The sequence below is a fragment of the Burkholderia sp. MS389 genome (assembly GCF_016899425.1).
GTDB classification, from domain to species: Bacteria; Pseudomonadota; Gammaproteobacteria; order Burkholderiales; family Burkholderiaceae; genus Burkholderia; species Burkholderia sola.
Window position 1 is genome coordinate 231,859 of record NZ_CP045994.1, and the last position, 22,193, is coordinate 254,051.

A 22,193-nucleotide genomic window follows, 5' to 3' on the forward strand; every position below is an offset into this window, starting at 1 on the left:
CCTTCCTTCGTCGTGCAGTACCGTTGCAGCTAGATTGCAGCCGGAATCGGCGCGGGCTCGGCCGTGAGCGGCGCGACGCTGTGCGCCAGATGATCGGCTGACAGGTGGGCGTACCGCTGCACCATTTCCATCGTCTCCCATCCGCCCGGTCCCTTCAGCACTTGCAGCGGCGTGCCGCGTCGCACGTGCCAGCTTGCCCAGGTGCCGCGCAGGTTGTGCCGGCGGAAGTCACTGATACGTGCACGCTTCGACGTCTTTCGCCAGGTTTCGGTCGCGTCTGCGCCGCGATCGCGTCGAGCGAACGCGCGAGCGTGCCCTTCGTGCCGGCGCGGCCGATTGCGGCCTGCACGTCAGTGATGAGGAACGGACGGTTCTCGCCGGCCGACCGACTGCGGCGAGCGTGCGTCCTGCGGCGGGCAGCAGACGGGCATTTGCTGAAGAACAACAGGCAAGTCACCGGTCGCAACATGTAGTCCAAACTCGTCGGCATCGAATATTCAATCGATCTCGATTTTCGTCCATGTGTAATCAAGTGTAATTGAGCTCGAGAGGCCATTTGTCTATTTTATATCCAGGTGAGAACCGATAAGGGTAGCTTGCCGATACCTTTGGATCGCGGGGCGCTCTGGCCTTGCAATTCAAGGGGATTTTAAGAAGGACGAGGCCGATTATTTTCTCAATTATCTTAAGGAAAATATCATGAGTGACGTGATCATTGAATTCGCCGCGGATCGGAGCCGCTGCATCGGCGTTGTGCCCGATTCTGGCCAGGGCGGCTTTGTAGGTCCCAACTCGCCGTTGGCACTACGCTATCTGACCGAACAGGATGTACTAAACGTGTGGCATTTTCGTGCCAGCCCAGGGTTCTTCATTCTCGATTTCACCAGTCCTGACTCTCCAGCGGAGCAATTGGCGATCGATTTTAAGGACGGAAAGGTTGCTGCCGAGACACCGCTCGTCGTGCGTAAATTTACCGGTGCGGTATCTCAGCGGTGGAGCCTGACTATGCGCCCGGGATATATCACGTCGGTGGCAAATCCGAATCTCGTGATCGACGACCACTTCGACAGTTTGCAAGGCAACAACGTCATTTGGGCGTTTGCCTATAACGGGACTCAGGCGCAGCACTGGAGAGTCACCAAGGTGCTGGATGCGTTAGCCGCCAAAGCGCCCCAATACGCGTAATTGATTTTTCGGGCCGCGGTCGTCGCCGTTCCGGCCGACATTGCCATCGCATCACATCGAAGGGGCTCTTGGGCCCCTTCGATGTGAGTGAATCCAGGCGTCGAATTCCCCGATCCGTTTTCCTGAAGTCGTCCAGGCATAGCGTCACCGCACGGTATCGCGCCGTCATTTCCCCCGCTATTCCTCCGCCTTTCCATTGTGCGAGAATCGCCCGCAACGACAACTCCAAGCGTCGATCGCGGCGGCCGTCCGCGCATCGCGCCGACTCCGATGGCTGCCATTCCGTCCACCTCGACCGCAGTCGCTGCCTGCGCGCTGACCGATGCGCAGCAGGCGCTGCTCGCGCGTCTGAACACCTATTCTCCCGACGATCCGCACGCGCCGCTGCCATACAGCCGCCGCCTTGCCGAAGCCGAAGGCTGGTCGCATGCGCACGCGCTGGCCGTGATCGAGGAGTACAAGCGTTTCGCGTTTCTCGCGCAGGCGGCCGGGCACCCGGTCACGCCGTCGGTCGCGGTCGATGCCGCGTGGCATTTCCACCTGCAGTACACGCTCGAATACTGGGACGTCTTCTGCGCCGGCGTGCTGCGTGCGCGACTGCATCACATGCCCGCCACGGGCGCGCCGGACGAGGGCGCGGTGTACGCGCAGCGCTATCGCGACACGCTCGACAGCTACCGCCGGCTGTTCGGCTATGAGCCGCCGGAATCGATCTGGCCGCGCCCCGTTGACCGGCCGGCCGAAGCGGTGCCGCCGCAGGCAGACGAGCCGGCCCTCGCGCCGACGCGGAGCACGTGGCGCAACCGGCTGCCGAAACTCGCGTGGCCGGCGGCCGCCGCGAGCGTCGCCGCGACCTGCGCATCGGCGCAAGACTTCGACGTGCTGAACTACACGGGGCCGCAGTTTCTCGCGTTCTACATCCCGGCCTGCGTGGCCGCGCTGCTGTTGATCGGGCTTGCGCAACAGATCGAATACCGGTGCCGGCGCAGGCGCGCATTCTCGTCGGACCTGACGGTCGAGCAGGCCGCGTACCTCGCCGGCGACGAGTCGCGGGTCGTGCAGGTCGCGACGCTGTCGCTCGTTCACGCCGGCGCGATCGAGCTGGCGATGGCCGGGCGACTGGGCGGGCGCGTGCGGCTCGTCGATGCGACACGGGCGGGCGAATACGGGGACGAATGTGAATGGCTGGCCGGGCAGCCTGAGGGGGAGGCCAGCTTCGGCGCGTTCCGTCAGTTGCTGGCGCGTCGCGCTGCCGAGCAGGCGAAATCGTTGCGCGCGCGTGGCTGTTTCTGGGCGCCGGGCGACATGCGGACGGCGCGCATGGCCCGCGCGATCGCGCTGGGGGTGCTCGGCACGGGCGCGGCGAAACTGGTGGTCGGGCTGAGTCGCGGACGGCCGGTCTTGTTACTCGTGATCTGCATGGCGGCGTTCGCGATTGCATACCGCATCGTCGTGGGGCGGCTGACCGGGTTCGGGCGGCCCGGCCTGACGGTCGGCGGGCAGGCGTCGCTCGTCGCCCGACGGATTGTGCGCAGCGACGAACACGACCGGCCGGACGCGTTGCTGTGGACCGCCGCGCTGTTCGGCGCGGGCGCGCTGACCGGCACCGCATGGGCCGCGTATTCGATGGTGCTGATGGAGCCGCCGCCGTTGACGCCGACCGCCGCGCGGGCGGGCGGATCGACCGGTTCGTCCTACAGTTCGAGTGACTCGTCGTCGAGCTGCAGTTCGTCGAGCTCATGCAGCTCAAGCAGTTGCGGCGGCTGTTCAAGCAGCTGAGCACAGGGCGCGCTGCCGGAACAGCGCGCCGGGTCGCCAGCGTCAGGCAAGCGGCACGGCGCGCGTCGAACTACGCGATCGCGGCATCCGCAGGCGTTCGTGCCTGCGCAGCGCGCCCGTCCCCCGCCTCGACGATCAGCGTCCAGTCGAACGCCGGCAGTGCGCAGACTTGCTCGACGGTGGCCGTGTACTCGTGCGCGGGCGCGTGCAGATAGCGCACCTTGTCGGTCCATTCGGGCAGCGGCGCCTGCGACGAGGTCACCACGACCGCCAGCAGATCCTGTTCCGGCCGCCTTGCGATTTCCTGCAGGCTCAGCCGGACCTTGTCGAGGTCGCCTTCGGCGTCCAGGATCAGCGCGCCGGCGATCGGCGCATCCGGCCGGCCGGGCGGGTTGCCGACCGCGCCTTTGTCGATGCACTGCTGATACACATGGCGATAGCGCGGCAGCGCCTGCTGCAGCGCGTGATGCTTGCGGACCTTCGCCTGCGCCGTGCGCGCGAGCCCGCGGCGCAGCGCCGGGTTCGCGATCAGCCGATCGAGCGCGTCGACCCAGGCCTGCGGTTCGTCCGGGACCAGCAGGCCGTCGCAGCCGTCGTGCAGCGCGAGGCGATAGGCTGGCCGGTCGCTGACGATCGACGCGATGCCGGCCGCCGCGTATTCCTGCCACTGGATCGTGCTCGTGCCGGCGTTGTAGTCGTGGTCGGCGAGCGGCAGCAGCGCGACGTCCCAGCGCCGTTCCGGCAGGCGTCGTGCGTGCGCGTCGTAGTCGTGAAGCTCGGGCTCGCACCCGGCGGCCGGGTGGCCGGCCCAGCCTGGCGGGACGTCCGCGCCGACGAAACTCACCTTGACCTTGCCGGGATGGCGTGCGCAGATCGCGTGCAGCGCCGCGTCGACCAGCGCGAAGTTGTCGGCGCGCAGCGACGCGCCGGCGATGCCGATCGTCACGCAGTCGTCGCCGCGCGCCGTCACGGGGCGGTAGAACCGGTCGAAGTCCACGCTGTCGGGCAGCACGTGAACGCGCGGGTGCGACAGCCGGTAGCGGCTGGCGATGAACGGCGTGGATACGATCACGGCGTCCGCGTTGCGCAGCACGAGCTCGATCCCCGCGCGGGCCATCCCGCCTTGCGTGGCGAGCGGATGCGCGGCCGGCAGGTCGGTCAGCAGGTCGTCGGTCTCGTAGATCACCGGCTTTTCATGCTTGAAGATCGTGTACAGGTCGTTGCCCGTCAGCATGCCGGGCGTCAGCCGGTGCAGCAGGATGGCGTCGGCCGTGGCCAGCACGCTGCTGTCGATCTGGCCGTCCCGGATGCCCGGGACGAGTTCCCATTCGTCGTTCAGCAGACCGAACGGCAGCGTGAGGCGAATTCGCGATGACGCGCACGCGTCCGGATCGATCGAGTACACGATCAGGCGCTTGCGGCGCGGTGCGGCGTCCGCCGTCGCGGCGACGGGCGCCAGCGTCCGGTTCTCCGCGAGCAGCCGCGCGTACAGCACGCCGTGGCGCGCGGCGTTGCGGCCGATGTCGTGCTGCGCACGGATCGCATCCTGCGCGGCCGCGGCGAGTTGCGCGCGGGTTTGCGGATGCTCGATCAGGTGCGCGATCGCGTCGACCCACGCGTCGGCGGTGTCGGCGACGAGCCAGCCCGTGCGGCCGTGGACAACCGGGCAGCCTTCCGCCGGCGTGGCGACGAGCACCGTGGCCGCGCCGGCCGCCGAGCATTCGAGCCATGCGCGCGGCGGCGCGTCGTCGTGCAATTTGACCGGCGCCGCGACCAGCGCGATGTCGAGGTCCGCGCGCTTCAGCGCGTCGGCGTAGCTGTCGTAAGGGGCAGGCTCCGCGATCAGCGTGACGTCCGGTTCGCGGTCCCAGCCGGCCGGCAGCGCCGCACCGACGAACGATACCCGGAGCTTCCCCGGAAACCGGCGGCGGAGCTCGACCAGCGCCTGGCGGACCTGCTCGAGACGCACGTCGTCGAGACCGGTGCCGGAAACCGCGAGGTTCACGTGGTCGCGCACGCCGGGCGCCGCGCGGTGCAGACGCTCGAGATCGACGCCGGTCGGCAGCACGTGGACCGATGCGTTGACATGACGGTACTGCCGCGCCAGCGCTTCCGACGGCACGACGAGCGCATGCGCGCGCTGCACGGCGCTGCGGATGCCCGCCTTGCGGCGCGCGTTGTCGGCCGCGCCGGGGATGTCGGCGAGCAGCGTGTCGAGCGGCGTGTCGATCTCGAGGACGACCGGCTTGCCGAGCGAAAACAGGTGTTCCAGCGTGGCGGGAGACAGCAGGCCCGGCGTGTCGCCCTGCAGCACGATCAGGTCAGCGCGCTGCAGCGCGTCGGGATCGATGCCGGCTGGCGTGACAGGGAACGTCAGCGCCCATTCGCGGTCCAGCCGCGCGAACGGCTGCGCGAAGCGCATGCTGGTGCGCGCGTGGTCGGCCGGCTCGGCGGTGACGACCGCGATGCACGAGCGCGGCGCGGACGCGGGCCGTCCCTGGGCGGCGGCGCCCGTCGCGAAGGCCTGCGCATCCAGCGTGTCCGCGTGGGCCTGGGTCCGCTCGACGAAGTTCTGCAACTGCTGCCAGAACGCCTCCTCTTCCTTCAGGTAGACGCTGCGCGCTTCGTGAACGGTGGCCTTCGCGTGGGCGATCTCGTGTTCGTCGAGCCCCCACGCGATGCCCTTGCCGTCCATCACCCACCGGGTCGGCTCCGACAGCGACGCGTCATTCATGATGCACACGACCGGGCAGCCGCACAGCAGCGCTTCGAACACGGCGGTGGACCATTCGTACATGTACACGCACTCGACCTGTCGGAACAGCGCCGCGAGTTCGTGCGCCGAACGTTCCGGCACGCGGGTCGAGATTTCGATCGACTCGGCGGTGACCGGATGCAGCGTGCCGCCGCGCCGCAGGTGGCGATTGATGAAGACGGCCGTGCCGTTGCGGCGGGCGTCGTCGACACCGTCGCTGTTGAAGATGCGCGTGTCGACCAGCGGCATGCGCAGCAGGTCCGCCTGCCATTCTTCGGGCACCAGCGACGGCCCGAACGTGAAGATGAGGTCGTTCGGCTGCAGGGTGATCGGTTCGCCGTTGATGCGGCCGGGCTCGGCCAGCAGGTAGCGTACGACGCAGCGCGCGTTGAACGGATTGCCGGTGACGACGTCCGGGTAGACGACGATCGGGCTGCGATTCGCGCGGGCGTGCGCTTGCACGATGTCGTCGGTCAGCGGCGGCGTGCGCAGGTCAGGATGCACGACCGGCGTGCAGACGTACGCTTCGTGGCCGAGCAGGTTCAGCACGTGGCACAGGTAGTGCATCGCGCGGATCCCGCCGGAGGTTTGCCGGAAATTCGGCGCGAGGATGTAGTACGGGTGGCCGAGTCGCGTAAAAATGCGCGAACCGCCGTGCGCCAGGCCAAGTTTGGGAGTCGTCATCGTTATCGGGTGCGGTAGAAATCGAAGACCACGTCGAGGATGCGATCCTGTTCGGCTTCGGTCATGTCGTGGTAAAGCGGCAGCCGGACGAGCCGGTCGGCGACGAGGTCCGTCACCGCCATGCCGGACCCGCAGCGCCCGTAGCGCTGGCCGGCCGGCGAACTGTGCAGCGGCACGTAGTGGAACACCGCGTTCACGCCCACCGCGCGGATCTGCTGCAGCAACTCGGTGCGTTCGGCGAGGGTGCGTGCGAGGAAATAGAACATGTGGCCGTTGCCGCGCTCGGCGAGCGAAATCGCGGGCAGCTCGATCAGCCCGTCCGCGTGCAGCGGCCGCAGCGCGTCCTGGTAGCGCTGCACGGTCGCGCGCCGCTGCGCGGTGATCACGTCGGCGTGCTCGAACTGCGCGTACAGGAACGCCGCGATCAGCTCGCCCGGCAGGAACGACGAGCCGACGTCGACCCATGTGTACTTGTCCACCTGCCCGCGGAAGAACTGACTGCGGTTGGTGCCCTTCTCGCGGATGATTTCCGCGCGCTCGACGAGGCGTGGGTCGTTGACCAGCAGCGCGCCGCCTTCGCCCGAGATCACGTTCTTGGTCTCGTGGAAGCTGAGGCACGCGAGGTGGCCGAGGCTGCCGAGCGGCTTGCCGTTCCACGACGACTGCAGCGCCTGAGCGGCGTCCTCGATCACCCACAGGTCGTGGTCCGCCGCGAGCTGCCCGATCACGTCCATGTCGCATGCGACGCCCGCGTAGTGCACCGGCACGATCGCGCGCGTGCGCTGGGTGATCGCGGCGGCGATCTGCGTCTCGTCAAGGTTCAGCGTGTCGCGGCGGATGTCGACGAACACCGGCGTCGCGCCGCGCAGCACGAACGCGTTGGCGGTCGACACGAACGTGTAGGACGGCATGATCACTTCGTCGCCGGGCTGCACGTCGGCGAGGATCGCGGCCATCTCGAGCGCGGCCGTGCACGAGTGCGTGAGCAGCGCGCGCTGGCAGCCGATGCGCGCTTCCAGCCAGCGGTGGCAGAGCTTCGTGAACGCCTGGTCGCCGGCGAGGCCGCCCTGCTCGACCGCTTTCGCGATGTAGTAGAGCTCCTTGCCGACCACGAACGGGCGGCCGAACGGAATGACGTCGAGATTGGGTGGGCCGAACATGGTCAGGCTCCGCAGTAAGGGGGGACGTTCGGCCGCGCGACTCGCGCGCGGCGCCGCTCAGATGTCCTTGCGGACGAGAATCGTGAATTCGTACAGGCCGTAGTCGTGCAGCAGCGCGACGTGGCGCGAATAGCGGCGCTTGCAGCGATCGAACAGCGCGCACGGGTCCGCGTAGTACAGCAGGTCCGGGCGCATGAACGGCGGATCGGAATACGACGTCAGGCAGTTGAACGCGAAGCCCAGGCGGCTCGTCGCGTGCAGCGTGTCGAGCGTCGCGTGGATGTAGTCGAGCCACGCGTCGTCGTCGTGACCGCGCCTGACGTTGAAGATGCCGGATGCGATCCCGTAGTCCGACGCGGCCTGCGGCACCGCGCCGACATGAAACGCGACGTTCGCGTCGTCGCGATAGCGCTGCCGCGCGGCGTCGACCATGTCGGACGAGATGTCGTAGCCCGCATACGCGAAGCCGTCCGGCAGCGCACGCGCCTTCAGGAAATCGACCAGCGCGCCGTAGCCGCAGCCGATATCGTTCACCGAGTGGCCGCCGGACTCGGGCAGGATCTTCGTCAGTTGTTCGAAGCGCAGGAACTGGCCGGTTTCGCCGTTCCAGTCGACGCCGCGCGCGGTCGCGCCGTGCTCGGCCAGCCGCGCGCTGTAGTACGCGGCCACTTCTTCCAGCAGGCTCGCATGCCGGGATTCGCTCATGGACATCGCCTCAGTCTTTCGAGGTCAGCGCGTACCGACGCGCGTCGGGACCGCAGTTGAACAGCACGTCGAGCACGGTCACGCCGTGGACGAAGTCGCCCCACTGCTGCGGATACTCGGGATAGCTCGGATAGTCGAACCAGCGCACCGCGACGCCGGCATCGGCGAACAGGTTCTCGTCGAGGTAGCTGCGCGCGGCCGGGCCGGACAGGTACTCGGACGCGCCCGCCTGCACGCACAGGTTCAGCAGCTTCTCGGTGCGGTCGCCGTGGAGCGCATAGTCCGACGTCGACGACACGCGCGTGCCGATTTCCAGTTGCCGCAGGACCCACGTCAGCATCGCGGCATTCAGCTCGCTCAGCATCCCGTAGGTGCGACCGGTGTAGAGCGCTTCGAGCTCGTCCGCATAGCGCGCGAAGTGCGGCGCGCGCGCGTAGTTCTGCTGCAGGGCCTTCCAGTGCAGCGGCGCCCAGTCGGCGCCGTCGATCTCGGTTTCGCGGATCGACTGGTGATACTTGCCCTTCACCTTCACCGGCACGCTCAGCCATTGCACGCCCTGCGGCGTCTTGATCTGGTTGCGGTTGCGCCAGTCGCGGCGCGTGTACTGCGCGTCATCGTAGAGGATGAACTCGTCGCTGGCGGCGATCAGGTCGAAGTAGCCCTTCCACGGAATGTAGTTGGACTGGACGATCGCCACCCGCTTCGCGTCGCGGTTCATGGTCGCACCGCTCATGCCGGAATGTGGCCGTACCGGTACATGTCGACGAGCTCGGGCGGAATGCCCCAGTCCGTTGCGCCCAGCTTGTCGTGCAGCGCCTCCAGGTCCGCGCGCATCGCGTTCCGGAGCTGTTCGACCATGCGGTTGCGCGCCGGCACGAAGTCGTGCTGGTACGCGGCATTGATCTGATGGCGTACCGTCTTCGCGATCGCCGCCTCGCGCGTCATGTTGCGGATCAGCGGGCGTTCGGGCGCGAGTTCCGCGTAGCGCGGATCGATCGGTTCGCCGCGCATCGCCGCGACGAGATCGCGGCACAGCACCGGCGACAGGTGGAAGCCGTCGCGCTTGGTGCCGCCGAGAATCCACAGGTCGCGCACGCTGGTTTCGCCGAACAGCGGATACAGGTCGGACGTCGTCGGTCGCCAGCCGACGTTGACGTTGACCAGGTTCGCGCGCGAGAAGCGGGTGTTGATCTGGTCCATCGCGGACTTGAGCAGCGTGTACGCGCTGCCGGCGTGGCCGTGCTCGTGCGGCACCGGGCTGATGTAGTTGCTGGCGCCGACGAGGGTCCGGTCGGGCCCGTACGGCGCCGAATACACACCGCACGCGAGGCCGCGGTTGGTCGTGCGCACGCAGTGCGTGTGCACGTTCTCCGTGCTCTGCAGTTCGATCGACATGCCGATGCCGTAGAACATCCGCTGCACCGGCAGCTCGGGCAGGCTCGCCTGCAGCACGCGCGTCACGTTGGCGCCGTTGCAGAGGATGAAGCGGTCCGCGCCGAGCACGCTGCCATCGGACAGGCGCGCCCCGGTGACGCGTCCGGCCGCGGTGTCGAGCCGCTCGACCTCGGCGTCGATGAAGCGCACGTTGCCGGCTTGCGCGACCGACGCGGTCAGCGCGTCGAGAAACTGTTTGGGATTGACCCAGCCTTCGCGCTTCAGGAAGACCGCCTTCAGCGCGCGATAGCGCGGGTCCGGATGATAGTTCGGGATGCCTGACGGATCGACCGCCTCGCAGGGCTCCTCGAATTCGCGGCAGAACCGCTGCATGGCCGCGAAGTTCTCGTCGTCGAGCGCGTCGGTCGCCGCGTTGTTCAGCACGAAGGTGCCGAAGCCGTGCGCGACCGCGCGCGCCGGCGTGCAGATTTCAGCGAATACGGCGGGCCAGGCCGCCGTCGCGCCGCGGCTCAGCTCGAACTTGAAGCGGTCGATCGGCGTGCCGAGCGAATCGCCTTCCAGCTCGGTGAACGAATTGAGCATCGCCGCCGCAGCGCGCGTGGCCGAGCCGGGCCGATGCGCGTGGCCGACGATCACGAGTTCGACGCCCGCGTCGGCCTGCTGCCATGCTCGGGCCGTCATCAGGCCGAGAATGCCGTTGCCGAGGATTGCGATTTTCATTTGCGTGTGCCCCCACCTTCGGGGAATGACAGGTAGCAGAGCGACGGATAGGCCGCAGCCTTGTGGATCTGGTGCGGACGGTTGCCGAGCAGGTCGCGCAGGTAATGGACGCCTTCCGCGGGCAGCTGGCCGCCGCGGGTGAGCTGCCAGAACGCGACGACGCCGCCGGGCACCAGCCGCTCCATCACCGCGTCGAACGCGTGCCGGGTCGGCTCGATCACGTTCAGGTCGAACCACGCGAGCGCGACCATCTCGCCGGGATGCGCTTCGTCGAACGCCGCCAGCGTATCGCGGCAGTCGCCTTCCCACACGTGGTGCTTGTCATGCACGTGTCCCATCGCGTTGCTGCGCTCGTGCAGGTTCAGCAGCTTGCGCAGCAGGTCGGCGTACTCGCCGGACAGCGAGTACGTGCCGTCGGAGAACAGCTTGCGGTCGCGGGTGTCGTGCTCGGCGAAGCCCGTGTAGCCCGTGAACGTATCGAATGCGTGGATCCGGCGCTGGAAGTTCAGCGGCTCGAGAATCGCGCGGAAGTTCTCGCACAGCACGGCGGTCTGCCCGCGCCACGTGCCGAGATCGAGGATCGCGCCCGGCAGCGGCACGATTTTTTGATAAATCTCGAAGGTCGCGAGAATGCGTGCGAGGAGCGAGCCGCGCACGAACAGGCCGAGCGACCGTTCCAGTTCCTCGCGCGTCGCGGGGTAGGTCTGCATCAGGTCGAACAGTTCGCGGCGCGCCGCGAGCTGATCGCCATCTGCGTTGGTGATGATCGCTGATTCGTGCATACACAGGGCTCCAGGCGCAAAGGGTGTGACCGGACGAGCGCGTGTCGGCACGGTGGCATCGGAATGCGCAACCGTCCGAGCGTCGCAGGTCGGACATCTTTCTACGATCAAGTCTAGCGAGCGCCGCCAGGATCGAATGTCGGATTAGCGGGTGGTTTCACCCCGCATTTCGATGGATGCGCGCGTGTCCGGCGCGAATTCGGGGCGCCCGAGGGGGCGGCGTGCAGTCGCGGGAATAGCGACCAATTCCAGCACCTGCTCGCCAAATTGGAACGCGGCGAGCGCGTGGAGAATTCGGACACGTCGGAGACCGTCGGTGCGTGCGTCCGCGGGCGAAGGCGTGTGCCGACGCAGCGGCGCCGGCCGCGATTCGAATCCCGTATTGGCTACCAGGACGACAAAGCTCATGATGCCCACCTCCCCCGCCGCCGCCACGATCGAACAGGCGCTGGCGCACCATCAGGCCGACCGGCTGGAAGAGGCCGAGACGCTGTACCGGCAGATCCTCGACACCGATCCCCGGCACGCGGACGCGCTTCACCTCCTCGGCCTGATCGGCCATCAGTACGGGCGCTATCAGGAGGCATCCGACCTGATCATGGCGGCGATCGAGATCCGGCCGGACGCGATGTACTACTACAACCTCGGCAACGTGATGCAGGCGGACAACCGTCACGCCGCCGCCGCCGAGTGCTTCCGTCTCGCAATCGAGCTGCGACCCGACTACGTCGATGCGTACAACAACCTCGGCAACGCGCTGCGGCTCGCCGGCGACGCGCGCGCGGCCGTCGATGCGTTCTGCCAGGCCATTGCGCTGAAGCCGGACAACGGCCAGGCCTACAACAACGTTGGGAATGCGCTGTTCGACCTGAACGAGATTCCGGCCGCGCTCGAGGCTTACCGGCACGCGGTCGCGCTGCGCCCCGAACTGCCGGAGCCGCGCAGCAACCTGCTGTTCGCGAGCCACTTCAGCGAAGCGTTCGACCACGACGCCTATCTCGCCGAGGCCGCGCGCTACGACGAACTCGTCACGCGGTGCGCGACGCCGTGGACGGACTGGCTCGTCGACCTGGCTCCCCGGGTCGGGCGGCCGCTGAAGGTCGGCATCGTGTCGGGCGACCTGAAGTCGCATCCGGTCGGCTATTTCATCGAGAGCATGCTGAAGCATCTCGACGCGAACCGGATCGAGATGCATGCGTACCCGACGCGCGACGTCGAGGACGACGTGACCGCCCGCATCAAGCTGGCCTTCTCGACATGGACCAGCATCGCCGGCCTGAGCGACGAAGCGGCGGCTGCGCGTGTTCGCGCGGACCGCATCGACGTGCTGCTCGACGCGGCGGGCCACACGGTCTACAACCGCCTGCCGCTGTTCGCGTGGAAGCCGGCGCCGCTGCAGGCGAGCTGGCCCGGTTATTTCGCGAGCACCGGCGTGGGCGCGATCGACTACGTGATCGGCGACCGTCACGTGCTGCCGCCCGCCGAGGCCGCGCATTTCACCGAGCGGCCGTGGCACCTGCCGGACAGCTATCTGTGCTTCACGCCGCCGGCCGAGCCTGTCGACGTCGGCGCGCTGCCGATGCTCGCGAACGGCCATCCGACCTTCGGCTATTTCGGCAAGCTCGCGAAGATTACCGATCATGTCGTCGCGGTCTGGTCGCGCGTGCTGCAATCGGTCGCGGGCGCGAAGCTGTTCGTGAAGGCCGAGCATCTCGACGATCCGCGCGAGCAGCAGGCGCTTGCCGCGCGCTTCGCGGCGCACGGCATCGGCGCGCAGCGCCTGATCCTCGAAGGCCGCTCGCCGCGCGCCGAATACCTGGCCGCGTACCGGCGTGTCGACCTGATGCTGAGCCCGTTCCCGTATCCGGGCGGCACGACGACCGCCGAAGCGCTGTGGATGGGCGTGCCCGTGCTGTGCCGGCGCGGCGAGCGCTTCCTGTCGCACATCGCCGAGAGCCTGCTGCATTCGGCGCGGCTGCCCGAGTGGATCGCGGACGACGACGCCGCGTATGTCGCGAAGGCCGTCGCGCAGGTTGGCCAGCCGGCCGAGCTGGCGGCGCTGCGCACGACGCTGCGCGCGCAGGTGCTCGCGTCGCCGCTGTGCGATGCGCCCCGCTTCGCGCGCCACTTCGAGGACGCACTGCACGGCATGTGGGCGCAGCACGTCGAAGCCGCGCCGGTCGCATCCGTGTGAGGCCGCCTACGACTTGACGTGCGTGGGCATTTCCATGGTGGCGGCAAGCGGAACATGGCGGCCCTCGCGCCGAACACCGCGCCGGCCGACGTGATCGTCATTCCGACCGGTGGCGCGTGCGCGACACCGTCGTCGGGATGGCACGCGATGGGATGGCGGCGTCGGCCGTGATGATCGGACACGGCGGCAGGCGGATCGGCTTCGGACGCGATCCGCATTCCTAATGAGCAAAGCAGACGAGATGGACGGAACAGGACAGGCATTGCAGGCGGCGCTCGCGCATCATCAGGCGGGGCGTCTCGCGGAAGCGAAGACGCTGTACGACGCGATCCTCACCGCGCAGCCGGGCCAGCCGGATGCGCTGCATTTCCTCGGGCTGCTCGCGTGCCAGCTGAAGCAGTACGACGCGGGGCTCGCGCTGATGGAGCAATCGCTCGTCGAGCGGCCGGACGCGTCTTACTTCAACAACCTGGGCAACATGCTGCGCGAAAGCGGCCGGCTCGACGACGCGATTGCGCACTATCGGCGCGCGGTGGCGCTGCGGCCGGACTATCCGGAGGCGCACAACAACCTCGGCAACGCATTGCGCGACGCACGCGAGCCGGCGGCCGCGATGCAGAGCTGCGCGCGCGCGATCGAGCTGCGCCCCGGTTATGCGCAGGCGTACAACAACCTCGGCAATGCGCTGCAGGATCTGGGCGACCTCGATGGCGCCGCCACGCATTACGGCCGCGCGATCGAGCTGGATGCGTCGATGGCGATGGCCCACGCGAACCTGAGCGCCGTGCGTCACAAGCAACTGCGCTGCGCGGAAGCGCTCGCGCATGCGCAGGACGCGATCCGGCTCGCGCCGAACCTCGCTGAAGCACATAACCACGCGGGCAACGCGTATCACGGACTGAACCGGCTCGAGGATGCGCAAGCGTGCCATCGCACGGCCGTCACGCTCAATCCGGCGGACGCCGGCGCGTGCCACAACCTGTCCGTCGTGCTGTTGAAGCTGCAGCGGCTCGACGAGGCGCTCGTGTATTGCCGGCAGGCGTTGCAGGCCGGTCCGCCGGCCGTGTTGATGCACGTCAATCTCGGCGACATCCTGCGCGCGCAGGGCAACGTCGATGCCGCGGTCCAGGCCTATCGCGACGCGCTCGCGCTGGTGCGCGACGACGCCGACGACGTGGCGGCGACCGTGCTGAACCGGCTGCTGTTCAGCGCGGCGGCGTCCGCTTGCGTGAACCCCGCCGACTACCTGGCCGACGCGCGGCGCTACGGCCGGCACCTGGCCGCGCGTTCGACGCGCCATGCGCACGATCCGCGCGAGCGGGCCGCGCGCGCGCAGGGGCGGCCACTGCGCGTCGGCTTCGTGTCCGGCGACCTGCGCCTGCACCCGGTCGGGATCTTCCTGGAAAGCGTGCTCGCGCACCTCGAGCGCACGCGCATCGACCTGCGCGTGTACGTGACCACGGACGAGGAGGACGCGATCACCGCGAAACTGAAGCCGCACGCGAACGGCTGGCGCTCGATCGCCGCGCTGGGTCCTGACCTGGCCGCGCGGATGATTCACGACGACGAAATCGACGTCCTCGTCGACCTCGCGGGCCATACGCAATCGAGCGGACTCCCCGTGTTCGGCTGGAAACCCGCGCCGGTGCAGGCGAGCTGGCTCGGTTTCTTCGCGTCGACCGGCTGCGACGCGATCGACTACTTCATCGGCGACCGCTACACGCTGCCGGACGCCGAAGCGCATCACTTCGTCGAGAAGCCGTGGCGGCTGCCGGACAGCTTCCTGTGCTTCACGCCGCCGGCCTGCGACGTCGACGTCGGCCCGCTGCCGATGGCGGCGAGCGGCCATCCGACGTTAGGTTGCTTCGGCCAGCTCGTGAAGATCGGCGACGACGTCGTGCGCGCGTGGTCGCGCATCCTGCATGCGCTGCCGAACGCGCGGCTGCTGCTCAAGGCGCACGAACTCGGTCGCGAGGGCGTGCGCGACGCGACCGCCGCGCGCTTCGCGCGGCATGGCATCGACGCGGACCGGCTGATCCTCGAGGGCGGTTCGCCGCGCGCGGAATACTTCGGCGCATATAACCGCATCGACGTCGCGCTGAGCCCGTTCCCGTACCCGGGCGGCACGACCACGGCCGAAGCGCTGTGGATGGGTGTGCCGGTGCTCGGCATGAAGGGCGGGCGCTTTGTCACGCACATCTGCGAAAGCGTGCTGCACGCGGCGGGCATGGGCGAATGGGTCGCTGACGGCGAGGACAGCTATGTCGCGAAGGCGATCGCGGCGGTGCACGATCGCGAGCGCCTCGCGGCGCTGCGCGCGAGCCTGCGTGCGCAGCTGCTCGCGTCGCCGTTGTGCGACGCGCGCCGGTTCGCGGCGCATCTCGAAGCGGCGTTCCTCGCCATGTGGCAACGCTATACGAACTCGGAGCAGGAAGCATGAACGATATCCACGACACGCTGCAGTCCGCGCTGGCGCATCATCAGGCGGGGCGTCTCGCGGAAGCGAAGACACTGTACGACGCGATCCTCACTGCGCAGCCGGGCCAGCCGGATGCACTGCATTTCCTCGGGCTGCTCGCGTGCCAGCTGAAGCAGTACGACGCGGGGCTCGCGCTGATGGAGCAATCGCTCGTCGAGCGGCCGGATGCGTCGTACTTCAACAACCTGGGCAACATGCTGCGCGAAAGCGGCCGGCTCGACGACGCGATCGTGCACTACCGGCGCGCGGTGGGGCTGCGACCGGACTATCCGGAGGCGCACAACAACCTCGGCAACGCGTTGCGCGACGCACGCGAGCCGGCGGCCGCGATGCAGAGCTGCGCGCGCGCGATCGAGCTGCGCCCCGGTTATGCGCAGGCGTACAACAATCTCGGCAACGCGCTGCAGGACCTGGGCGAGCACGAAGCGGCGGCCGCGAGCTACGCCAAGGCCGTCGCGCACCAGCCGCAGTACGCGGATGCGTACTGCAATCTCGGCAACGCGCTGCATGCGCAGGAGAAATTCGACGCTGCCGCGGATGCCTATCGTCGCGCCATCGCGCTGCAACCGGGCTTCCGTGTCGCGCACCGGGGGCTGAGCGCGACGCTGCGCGCGGCCGGCGATCTGCACGGCGCGATCGACCATGCGCGCGAGGGGCTCGATCCGGGCGACGCAGACGCGCACTGCGTGCTGGCAAGGTTGCTGCAGCGCATCGGCGATTTCGACAAGGCGCTCGAACTGCTCGAGCAGGCGGTCGCGATCGACCCCGCGCATGCACAGGCATGGGCGTGGCTCGGCGATTTGCGCAACCAGCAGGGCGAATACGGGCAGGCGGTGCAGGTGTGCCGGCGTGCGATCGAGCTCGATCCCGAACTGGCCGACGCATACAACTTCCTGGGCTTCGCGTATCACAACCTCAACTTGCTGGCCGCCGCGGAGTTGAGCCACCGGCATGCGATCGACCTGAACCCGGACGATGCCGACGCGCATCACAACCTCGCCGCCGCGCTGTTTCGGCTCGAGAAGCTCGACGAGGCGATGAAGCACACCGAGATCGCGAGGGCGCTCGGCATCGATCCGCTGAAGGTCCAGATGACGCTCGGCGACATCCTGTGGGCGAAAGGGGATCTCGCCGGCGCGCTGGATGCGTTCCGCTCGGCGATCCGGCACGACCTGCATCGCGCGTACTCGCGGATGCTGTTCAACATGTCGAGCTCACCCGCGTTCGAGCCGCAGGAGTGGGTCGCTGAAGCGCGTCGCTACGGCGAGCATCTCGAGCGCGACGCGCACCCGTTCGAGCACGACCGCGCGCAGCGCGTCGCGCAGGCGCAGGGGCGGCCGCTGCGCGTCGGCTTCGTGTCGGGCGACCTGCGGCAGCACCCGGTCGGCATCTTCCTTGAAAGCGTGCTCGCGCGGATCGACCGGTCGCGCATCGAGCCGCATGCCTATGTGACCTTCGTCGGCGAGGACGACGTGACCGCGCGGCTCAGGCCGAACTTCGCGAGCTGGAAGAAGGTGGTCAGCCTGGGCCGCGAGGAGGCCGCGCAACTGATTCGCGACGACGGCATCGACATCCTGATCGATATGGCAGGCCACACCAACTGGAGCGGCCTGCCGATCTTCGGGCACAAGCCCGCGCCGGTGCAGGCGAGCTGGCTCGGTTTCTTCGCGACGACCGGTTGCCGCGCGATCGACTATTTCATCGGCGATGCGCATACGCTGCCGGCCGACGAGGCGCATCACTTCACCGAGCGGCCGTGGCGGCTGCCGGACAGCTACCTGTGCTTCACGCCGCCGCCGTACGATGTCGCGGTCGGCCCGCTGCCGATGGCGGCTCATGGCGGCGTCACGTTCGGCTGCTTCGGCAAGCTGATCAAGATCAGCGACGAGGTCGTCGCGCTGTGGTCGCGCATCCTGCACGCCCTGCCGGACGCACGCCTGCTGCTGAAGGCCCATGAGCTCGGCGCCGGCGACGTGAACCGGGCGACGCTCGACCGCTTCGCGCGGCACGGCATCGGCGCGGATCGGCTGATTCTCGAAGGCGGTTCGCCGCGTGCGGAGTACTTCGCCGCGTATAACCGCATCGACATCGCGCTGAGCCCGTTCCCGTACCCGGGCGGCACGACCACGGCCGAAGCGCTGTGGATGGGCGTGCCGGTGCTCGGGATGAAGGGCAGCCGGTTCGTCACGCATATTTGCGAGAGCCTGCTGCACGCGGCGGGCATGGGCGAATGGATCGCGGAAGACGAGGATGCGTATCTCGCGAAGGCCGTCGCGTTCGCGCGCGACCGCGACGGGCTGGCGACGCTGCGTGCAACGCTGCGCGAGCGGGCGCTGGCGTCGCCGCTGTGCGATGCGTCGCGCTTTGCACGCAACCTCGAGGACGCACTGCATGGCATGTGGACCCGCTACGCGGCCGGCGAGACGGCGCCCCGGGACGCGTGACGAACGGGATCGCGCCACGGCAGGAAGCCGCGCTCGCGCATCGTCGGGCCGGCCGCCCGAGATGATCGACGCGGCCGTCGAGCGGGCGACGCGGGCGTAGCCGGTGCGATCAGGCTCGCGTTCCCGCCTGCAGGCGAAAAAAAAGCCGCATTGAAGCGGCTCGACGGTACGGCGACAACGGACCGCTCGACTGGCGGCGTCTTTTAATTCGACGTGCGCGGCGGGCGAGACGCCCGGCCGGTCACAGCATGCCGGCCTTCTGGTACTGGCTCGCGGCCTTGATCCGCTCCCGGGACTGTGCAAATTCCGCAGCCAGGCGGTCTCGGTCCGTCTGCGCATGCTCGGTGATCGACGCGTCGATCGCCATGATCTGCCGCACCTGGTCCAGCACGTCCGGGGTCTGCTCGCCGGACAGGTTCATCAGCAGCGGCGAGCGTTCGTCGGCGAGGGCCGCGACGCGCACCCAGTCGCGCGCATCGGCCGCCGACTGCATGGCACGGGTCAGGTCGAAGGCGCGGGACAGGGTGTCGTTCGTCATGGTTCTGCTCCGAAGGGGGCGGCCGAGGCTTACTTGTTGTTGGCCATCGCGCCGGCGCTGTTCTGGCCGCCGAACAGCTGGGTCAGGTAGCGGGTGTTGTTCGCCATCGTCGCCATCAGCGTGTTCAGCGCGGTGAACTGCGCATTGTATTGCTTGGTCAACTGGTCCGAGTAGCTCTGCAGCTGCGTCGCCTGACCCTGCACACTCTTCAGATCGGCGTTGATCGCGTTGGTGCGCTGGTCGATCAGGCCGGACGTCTGCGTGTACGAGTTGATGTTCGCATTGAGCGCCTGGGCGATGCCGTTCGTCTGGTTGAAGATCGCCGTCACCGCGGAGCCGTTCGACTTGAGCGCGGTGGTCAGCGCGGCGGTGTCGACCGACATCGCGCCGGTCGAGTCCACGTTGATGCCGATGCTGCCGAGCGCATAGGTCGTGCCGCCCGTCGTGACGCCGCTGCTGAGCGTCGTCGCGAGCGTGTTCCTGATCGTGTTCAGCATCGCGTCGCCGAGCAGCGGGCCGGCGGTCTTCGCGGTCGCGTCGTAGCTCGACAGCGATTTCGCGGTATTCACGAAGTTGGTATACGCGGTCGCGAAATTGTTGATCGCGGTCGTCGCCGCGGCCGTGTCCTGCGACAGCGTGACGGTTTGCGTCGTGCCGACCGCGGCTTGCGACAGCGCCAGCGTGACGCCCGTCAGCGCGCCCGACACGTTGTTCGACGCGCTCGACACCGGCGTGCCGTCGATCGTCAGCTTCGCGTCGGCGGCCGGCGTGACCGTCGTGTACCCCGACGTCAGTTTCGAATTGACGCCGGTGCCCGTGATCGAGATCGTGTTGGCCGCGCCGGTGGCGTTCGACTGCATCACGAGATGCTGGCCGTCCGAACCTGTGATGACCGACGCGGTGACGCCGGCATTGCCGGACGCGGAGTTGATCGACGACGCGATGTCGGACAGCGACGCGCCGGCCGCCACGTTGACGTTGAACGCGGGATTGCTGCCGAACGTGATGCTCAGCGAGCCGGCCGAGATCGTGTCCGCCGACGTCACGCCGGCCGACGACAGTTTGTTGGCGGTCGCGAGCTGCGTGACATTGACCGAATACGAACCGGCCACCGCGCCGCTGCCGCTCTTGATCGTCGTCGCGATGCCCGTGCCGCTCGCCGTCGCGGCCAGGCTGCCGAGCGCGGTGCCGTCCGAGAGGCCGGTGAGCGCGGTCTGCAGAGCGGACAGCGCGCCCTTCAGCTGGCCGATCGCGGACAGCTGCGTATTGTCGTTCGTCTGTCGGGTCTGCAGGGCCTGCAATTGCCCGGCCGTCTTCGCGTTCACCAGCGTCGTGACGAGCGTATTGACGTCGAGCGTCGAATTGGTCGCGCCGCTGATGATCGATTGACCTGCATTCGCCAGGATGGTGCTGATGTCCGTGCTGCTGACGGGGGTGGTGGCCATGCCGTTGCTCCGGTCGTCCGCGCAATCAACGTGCGCGATGCGGCGGGGCGCCGCGGTTCAATGCAAAGAGGGAGGCGTGCCTCCCTGGAGAATTCCGGTCCGGGCGGTGCCCGGAGGCGGGCGGGCACGTGGCCCGCCGCGGGTGCTGCTCGATTAGCCGAGGAGCTTCAGGACTTGCTGCGGCAGCGAGTTCGCTTGCGCCAGAACCGAGATACCAGCTTGCTGCAGCACTTGCGCCTTGCTCAGGTTCGCCGTTTCCGTCGCGAAGTCCGCGTCGGTGATCTGCGAGCGAGCGGCGGTCATGTTGGTTGCCTGGGTTTGCGTCGTCGAGATCGCAGCCTGGAACGTGTTCTGTGCTGCGCCCAGCGTTGCCTGGAACGTGTTGACTTGCTTCAGTGCCGCGTCGATCGCCGTGATCGCCGATTGCGCGCCCGACTGGGTGGCGACGCTCAGGCTGTTCACGCTCATGCCCGTGCTGTTCCAGTTCGCCGTGCCGAAGTCGACGGTAACGACCTGGTTCGCTGCTGCGCCGATCTGGAACGTGACGCTGCCGGCGCCGCCCAGGATGGTCTGGCTGTTGAACGTCGTTTGCGATGCGACACGGTCGATTTCGCTGAGACGCGTCGTCACTTCAGCTTGCAGGTTCGCGCGGGCGCTCGAATCCAGCGAGCCGTCGCCCGCTTGTTGCGCCAGCGTACGGATACGCTGCAGGTTGTCGACCGTCGATTGCAGCGCGCCGTTGGCGGTCTGGATCATCGAGATGCCGTTGTTCGCGTTTGCAACACCTTGCGTCAGCGCATTGATTGCCGCCGTTTGCGACGTCGAGATCGCCAGGCCTGCTGCATCGTCAGCAGCGGTGTTGATGCGCTTGCCCGACGACAGGCGGTTGATTGCTTGCGACAGTGCGCTTTGCGAGCCCGACAGATTCGTCTGCGTCGTCAGCGAAAGGATGTTGGTGTTGATGTTCAGCATTTGCTTCCTCGTTTTGGAAAATGCCTGAGATACAGACAGGTTCTGATTTCGGCGTGGCGCTTTTTTGCGTCTGGCGCTGCCCGCCTTTCCTGGTTGACGGCGGCACCCGGCGAAAACTTTAGCGGGATGTTTGAGGAAATTCGGGACCGAAGGATCGGTTTCGCCGGGAAGGCGCACGGGGCATGGCGGGCGGCGTGGCGGCCGTGGCGCGAGAATCGCGCGGTTGGGCGGAACGTTTGCCCGCGACCGACAAAAGGGTGGTTTTGTCTGTGATTCCCTGCTATCATGGCGGGCAGAATTGAGATTTTCTGTCACGCCTTTGCCGGTTTCGGCATGTCTGCTGGCAGTCAAACGCGGCGCTGCACGCGGTTGTGAAGCGTACTCGCGGTGCTTTCCGCCTCTCTTTTCCGGCCTCCGAGGCCGTATTTCCGCTCGTTTCGCCTGTTGTGGGGACGCTCGGATGGCCGGTGCGTGGCGCTTGGCCGCTACGTTTTTGACCGTTTAAGCAATTTAGGAACGACATGACGACGATTCTTCTGAAAGAAAACGAGCCGTTCGAAGTGGCGATTCGCCGCTTTCGTCGCGCTATCGAAAAAAATGGCCTGATCGCTGAACTGCGTGAGCGCCAGTCTTACGAAAAGCCGACCGCAGTCCGCAAGCGCAAGAAGGCAGCAGCCGTCAAGCGCCTGCACAAGCGCCTGCGCAGCCAGATGCTGCCGAAGAAGCTCCACTAAGAGCATCTGACGGTTCGCCGCGAAACGGCGGAGTGTGCCTCGAAAGAGGCCGCTCCGCCGTTTTGCTTTTGCGGGCCGGGAAACCTCGGGATCGTTGCCGTGGGTCGGTTTCCGCCGACTGTCCGGCAGCCGGCTGTCGCGCTCCCGCACACGTGCCCGTGCTTGCGTAAAAACGCAAGTAAGAATCATTCTCATTGGTATAGAATGTCGCGGATCGTATCA

The 22,193-nt window shown here is 67.6% G+C and carries 16 protein-coding genes and 1 pseudogene; 6 read left to right on the forward strand and 11 right to left on the reverse strand.

Annotated elements, in window-relative coordinates; all coding sequences use genetic code 11:
* Positions 1 to 29: 29 nt before the first annotated feature.
* Positions 30 to 263: pseudogene (locus GJG85_RS01035) on the reverse strand (tyrosine-type recombinase/integrase); the annotation flags it as partial.
* 436 nt (positions 264 to 699) lie between these two features.
* On the opposite strand from GJG85_RS01035, the gene GJG85_RS01040 reads away from it, so the two are divergent.
* Both GJG85_RS01040 and GJG85_RS01045 read left to right on the forward strand, forming a co-directional pair.
* Complete coding sequence (locus tag GJG85_RS01040) at positions 700 to 1,185, forward strand: hypothetical protein (RefSeq protein ID WP_050015937.1); 486 nt, start codon at positions 700 to 702, stop codon at positions 1,183 to 1,185.
* Positions 1,186 to 1,455: 270 nt separating this feature from the next.
* Positions 1,456 to 2,964, forward strand: coding sequence for a TIGR04222 domain-containing membrane protein (locus tag GJG85_RS01045; protein WP_204383545.1), 1,509 nt, complete (start codon positions 1,456 to 1,458; stop codon positions 2,962 to 2,964).
* 70 nt (positions 2,965 to 3,034) lie between these two features.
* Here the strand turns inward: GJG85_RS01045 and GJG85_RS01050 are convergent, their stop codons facing one another.
* The 7 genes from GJG85_RS01050 to GJG85_RS01080 all read right to left on the reverse strand — a co-directional run bounded on the left by GJG85_RS01050 (position 3,035) and on the right by GJG85_RS01080 (position 11,573).
* Positions 3,035 to 6,403 carry a glycosyltransferase gene (locus GJG85_RS01050; RefSeq protein ID WP_204383547.1) on the reverse strand — a complete coding sequence of 1,123 codons (3,369 nt, stop codon included), beginning with the start codon at positions 6,401 to 6,403 and terminating at the stop codon, positions 3,035 to 3,037.
* 2 nt (positions 6,404 to 6,405) lie between these two features.
* Positions 6,406 to 7,563 (reverse strand): dTDP-4-amino-4,6-dideoxygalactose transaminase, encoded by a 1,158-nt coding sequence (gene rffA / locus GJG85_RS01055; RefSeq protein ID WP_050015942.1) that lies wholly within the window; start codon positions 7,561 to 7,563, stop codon positions 6,406 to 6,408.
* Positions 7,564 to 7,620: 57 nt separating this feature from the next.
* Positions 7,621 to 8,268, reverse strand: coding sequence for a class I SAM-dependent methyltransferase (locus tag GJG85_RS01060; RefSeq protein WP_089488037.1), 648 nt, complete (start codon positions 8,266 to 8,268; stop codon positions 7,621 to 7,623).
* A gap of 10 nt (positions 8,269 to 8,278) precedes the next feature.
* Positions 8,279 to 9,001, reverse strand: coding sequence for a WbqC family protein (locus tag GJG85_RS01065; protein WP_089488038.1), 723 nt, complete (start codon positions 8,999 to 9,001; stop codon positions 8,279 to 8,281).
* Complete coding sequence (locus GJG85_RS01070; protein WP_050015947.1) at positions 8,998 to 10,383, reverse strand: FAD-binding oxidoreductase; 1,386 nt, start codon at positions 10,381 to 10,383, stop codon at positions 8,998 to 9,000. Before GJG85_RS01070 ends, GJG85_RS01065 begins: the two co-directional genes overlap by 4 nt.
* Positions 10,380 to 11,165, reverse strand: coding sequence for a class I SAM-dependent methyltransferase (locus GJG85_RS01075; RefSeq protein WP_014722216.1), 786 nt, complete (start codon positions 11,163 to 11,165; stop codon positions 10,380 to 10,382). The genes GJG85_RS01070 and GJG85_RS01075 overlap by 4 nt, the downstream gene beginning before the upstream one ends.
* A 144-nt stretch (positions 11,166 to 11,309) precedes the next feature.
* Positions 11,310 to 11,573: a hypothetical protein gene (locus tag GJG85_RS01080; protein WP_060733872.1), complete on the reverse strand. Its 264-nt coding sequence runs from the start codon at positions 11,571 to 11,573 to the stop codon at positions 11,310 to 11,312.
* On the opposite strand from GJG85_RS01080, the gene GJG85_RS01085 reads away from it, so the two are divergent.
* The 3 genes from GJG85_RS01085 (at position 11,572) to GJG85_RS01095 (ending at position 18,282) form a co-directional block, all read left to right on the forward strand.
* Complete coding sequence (locus GJG85_RS01085) at positions 11,572 to 13,359, forward strand: tetratricopeptide repeat protein (RefSeq protein WP_204383549.1); 1,788 nt, start codon at positions 11,572 to 11,574, stop codon at positions 13,357 to 13,359. The two genes, GJG85_RS01080 and GJG85_RS01085, sit on opposite strands and share 2 nt — an antisense overlap.
* 241 nt (positions 13,360 to 13,600) lie before the next feature.
* Positions 13,601 to 15,799, forward strand: coding sequence for a tetratricopeptide repeat protein (locus GJG85_RS01090; protein ID WP_050015959.1), 2,199 nt, complete (start codon positions 13,601 to 13,603; stop codon positions 15,797 to 15,799).
* Positions 15,796 to 18,282, forward strand: a complete 2,487-nt coding sequence (locus GJG85_RS01095) for a tetratricopeptide repeat protein (protein WP_204383551.1) — start codon at positions 15,796 to 15,798, stop codon at positions 18,280 to 18,282. Before GJG85_RS01090 ends, GJG85_RS01095 begins: the two co-directional genes overlap by 4 nt.
* Before the next feature lie 241 nt (positions 18,283 to 18,523).
* Here GJG85_RS01095 and GJG85_RS01100 read toward each other — a convergent pair whose 3' ends face one another.
* The 3 genes from GJG85_RS01100 to GJG85_RS01110 all read right to left on the reverse strand — a co-directional run bounded on the left by GJG85_RS01100 (position 18,524) and on the right by GJG85_RS01110 (position 21,237).
* Positions 18,524 to 18,820, reverse strand: a complete 297-nt coding sequence (locus GJG85_RS01100; RefSeq protein ID WP_027783217.1) for a flagellar protein FliT — start codon at positions 18,818 to 18,820, stop codon at positions 18,524 to 18,526.
* Between the two features lie 29 nt (positions 18,821 to 18,849).
* Positions 18,850 to 20,265, reverse strand: a complete 1,416-nt coding sequence (fliD, locus tag GJG85_RS01105; RefSeq protein WP_204383553.1) for a flagellar filament capping protein FliD — start codon at positions 20,263 to 20,265, stop codon at positions 18,850 to 18,852.
* A gap of 153 nt (positions 20,266 to 20,418) precedes the next feature.
* Positions 20,419 to 21,237 carry a flagellin domain-containing protein gene (locus GJG85_RS01110; protein WP_027783219.1) on the reverse strand — a complete coding sequence of 273 codons (819 nt, stop codon included), beginning with the start codon at positions 21,235 to 21,237 and terminating at the stop codon, positions 20,419 to 20,421.
* 521 nt (positions 21,238 to 21,758) lie between these two features.
* On the opposite strand from GJG85_RS01110, the gene rpsU reads away from it, so the two are divergent.
* Positions 21,759 to 21,971 carry a 30S ribosomal protein S21 gene (gene rpsU / locus GJG85_RS01115; RefSeq protein ID WP_006401410.1) on the forward strand — a complete coding sequence of 71 codons (213 nt, stop codon included), beginning with the start codon at positions 21,759 to 21,761 and terminating at the stop codon, positions 21,969 to 21,971.
* Positions 21,972 to 22,193 lie beyond the last annotated feature (222 nt).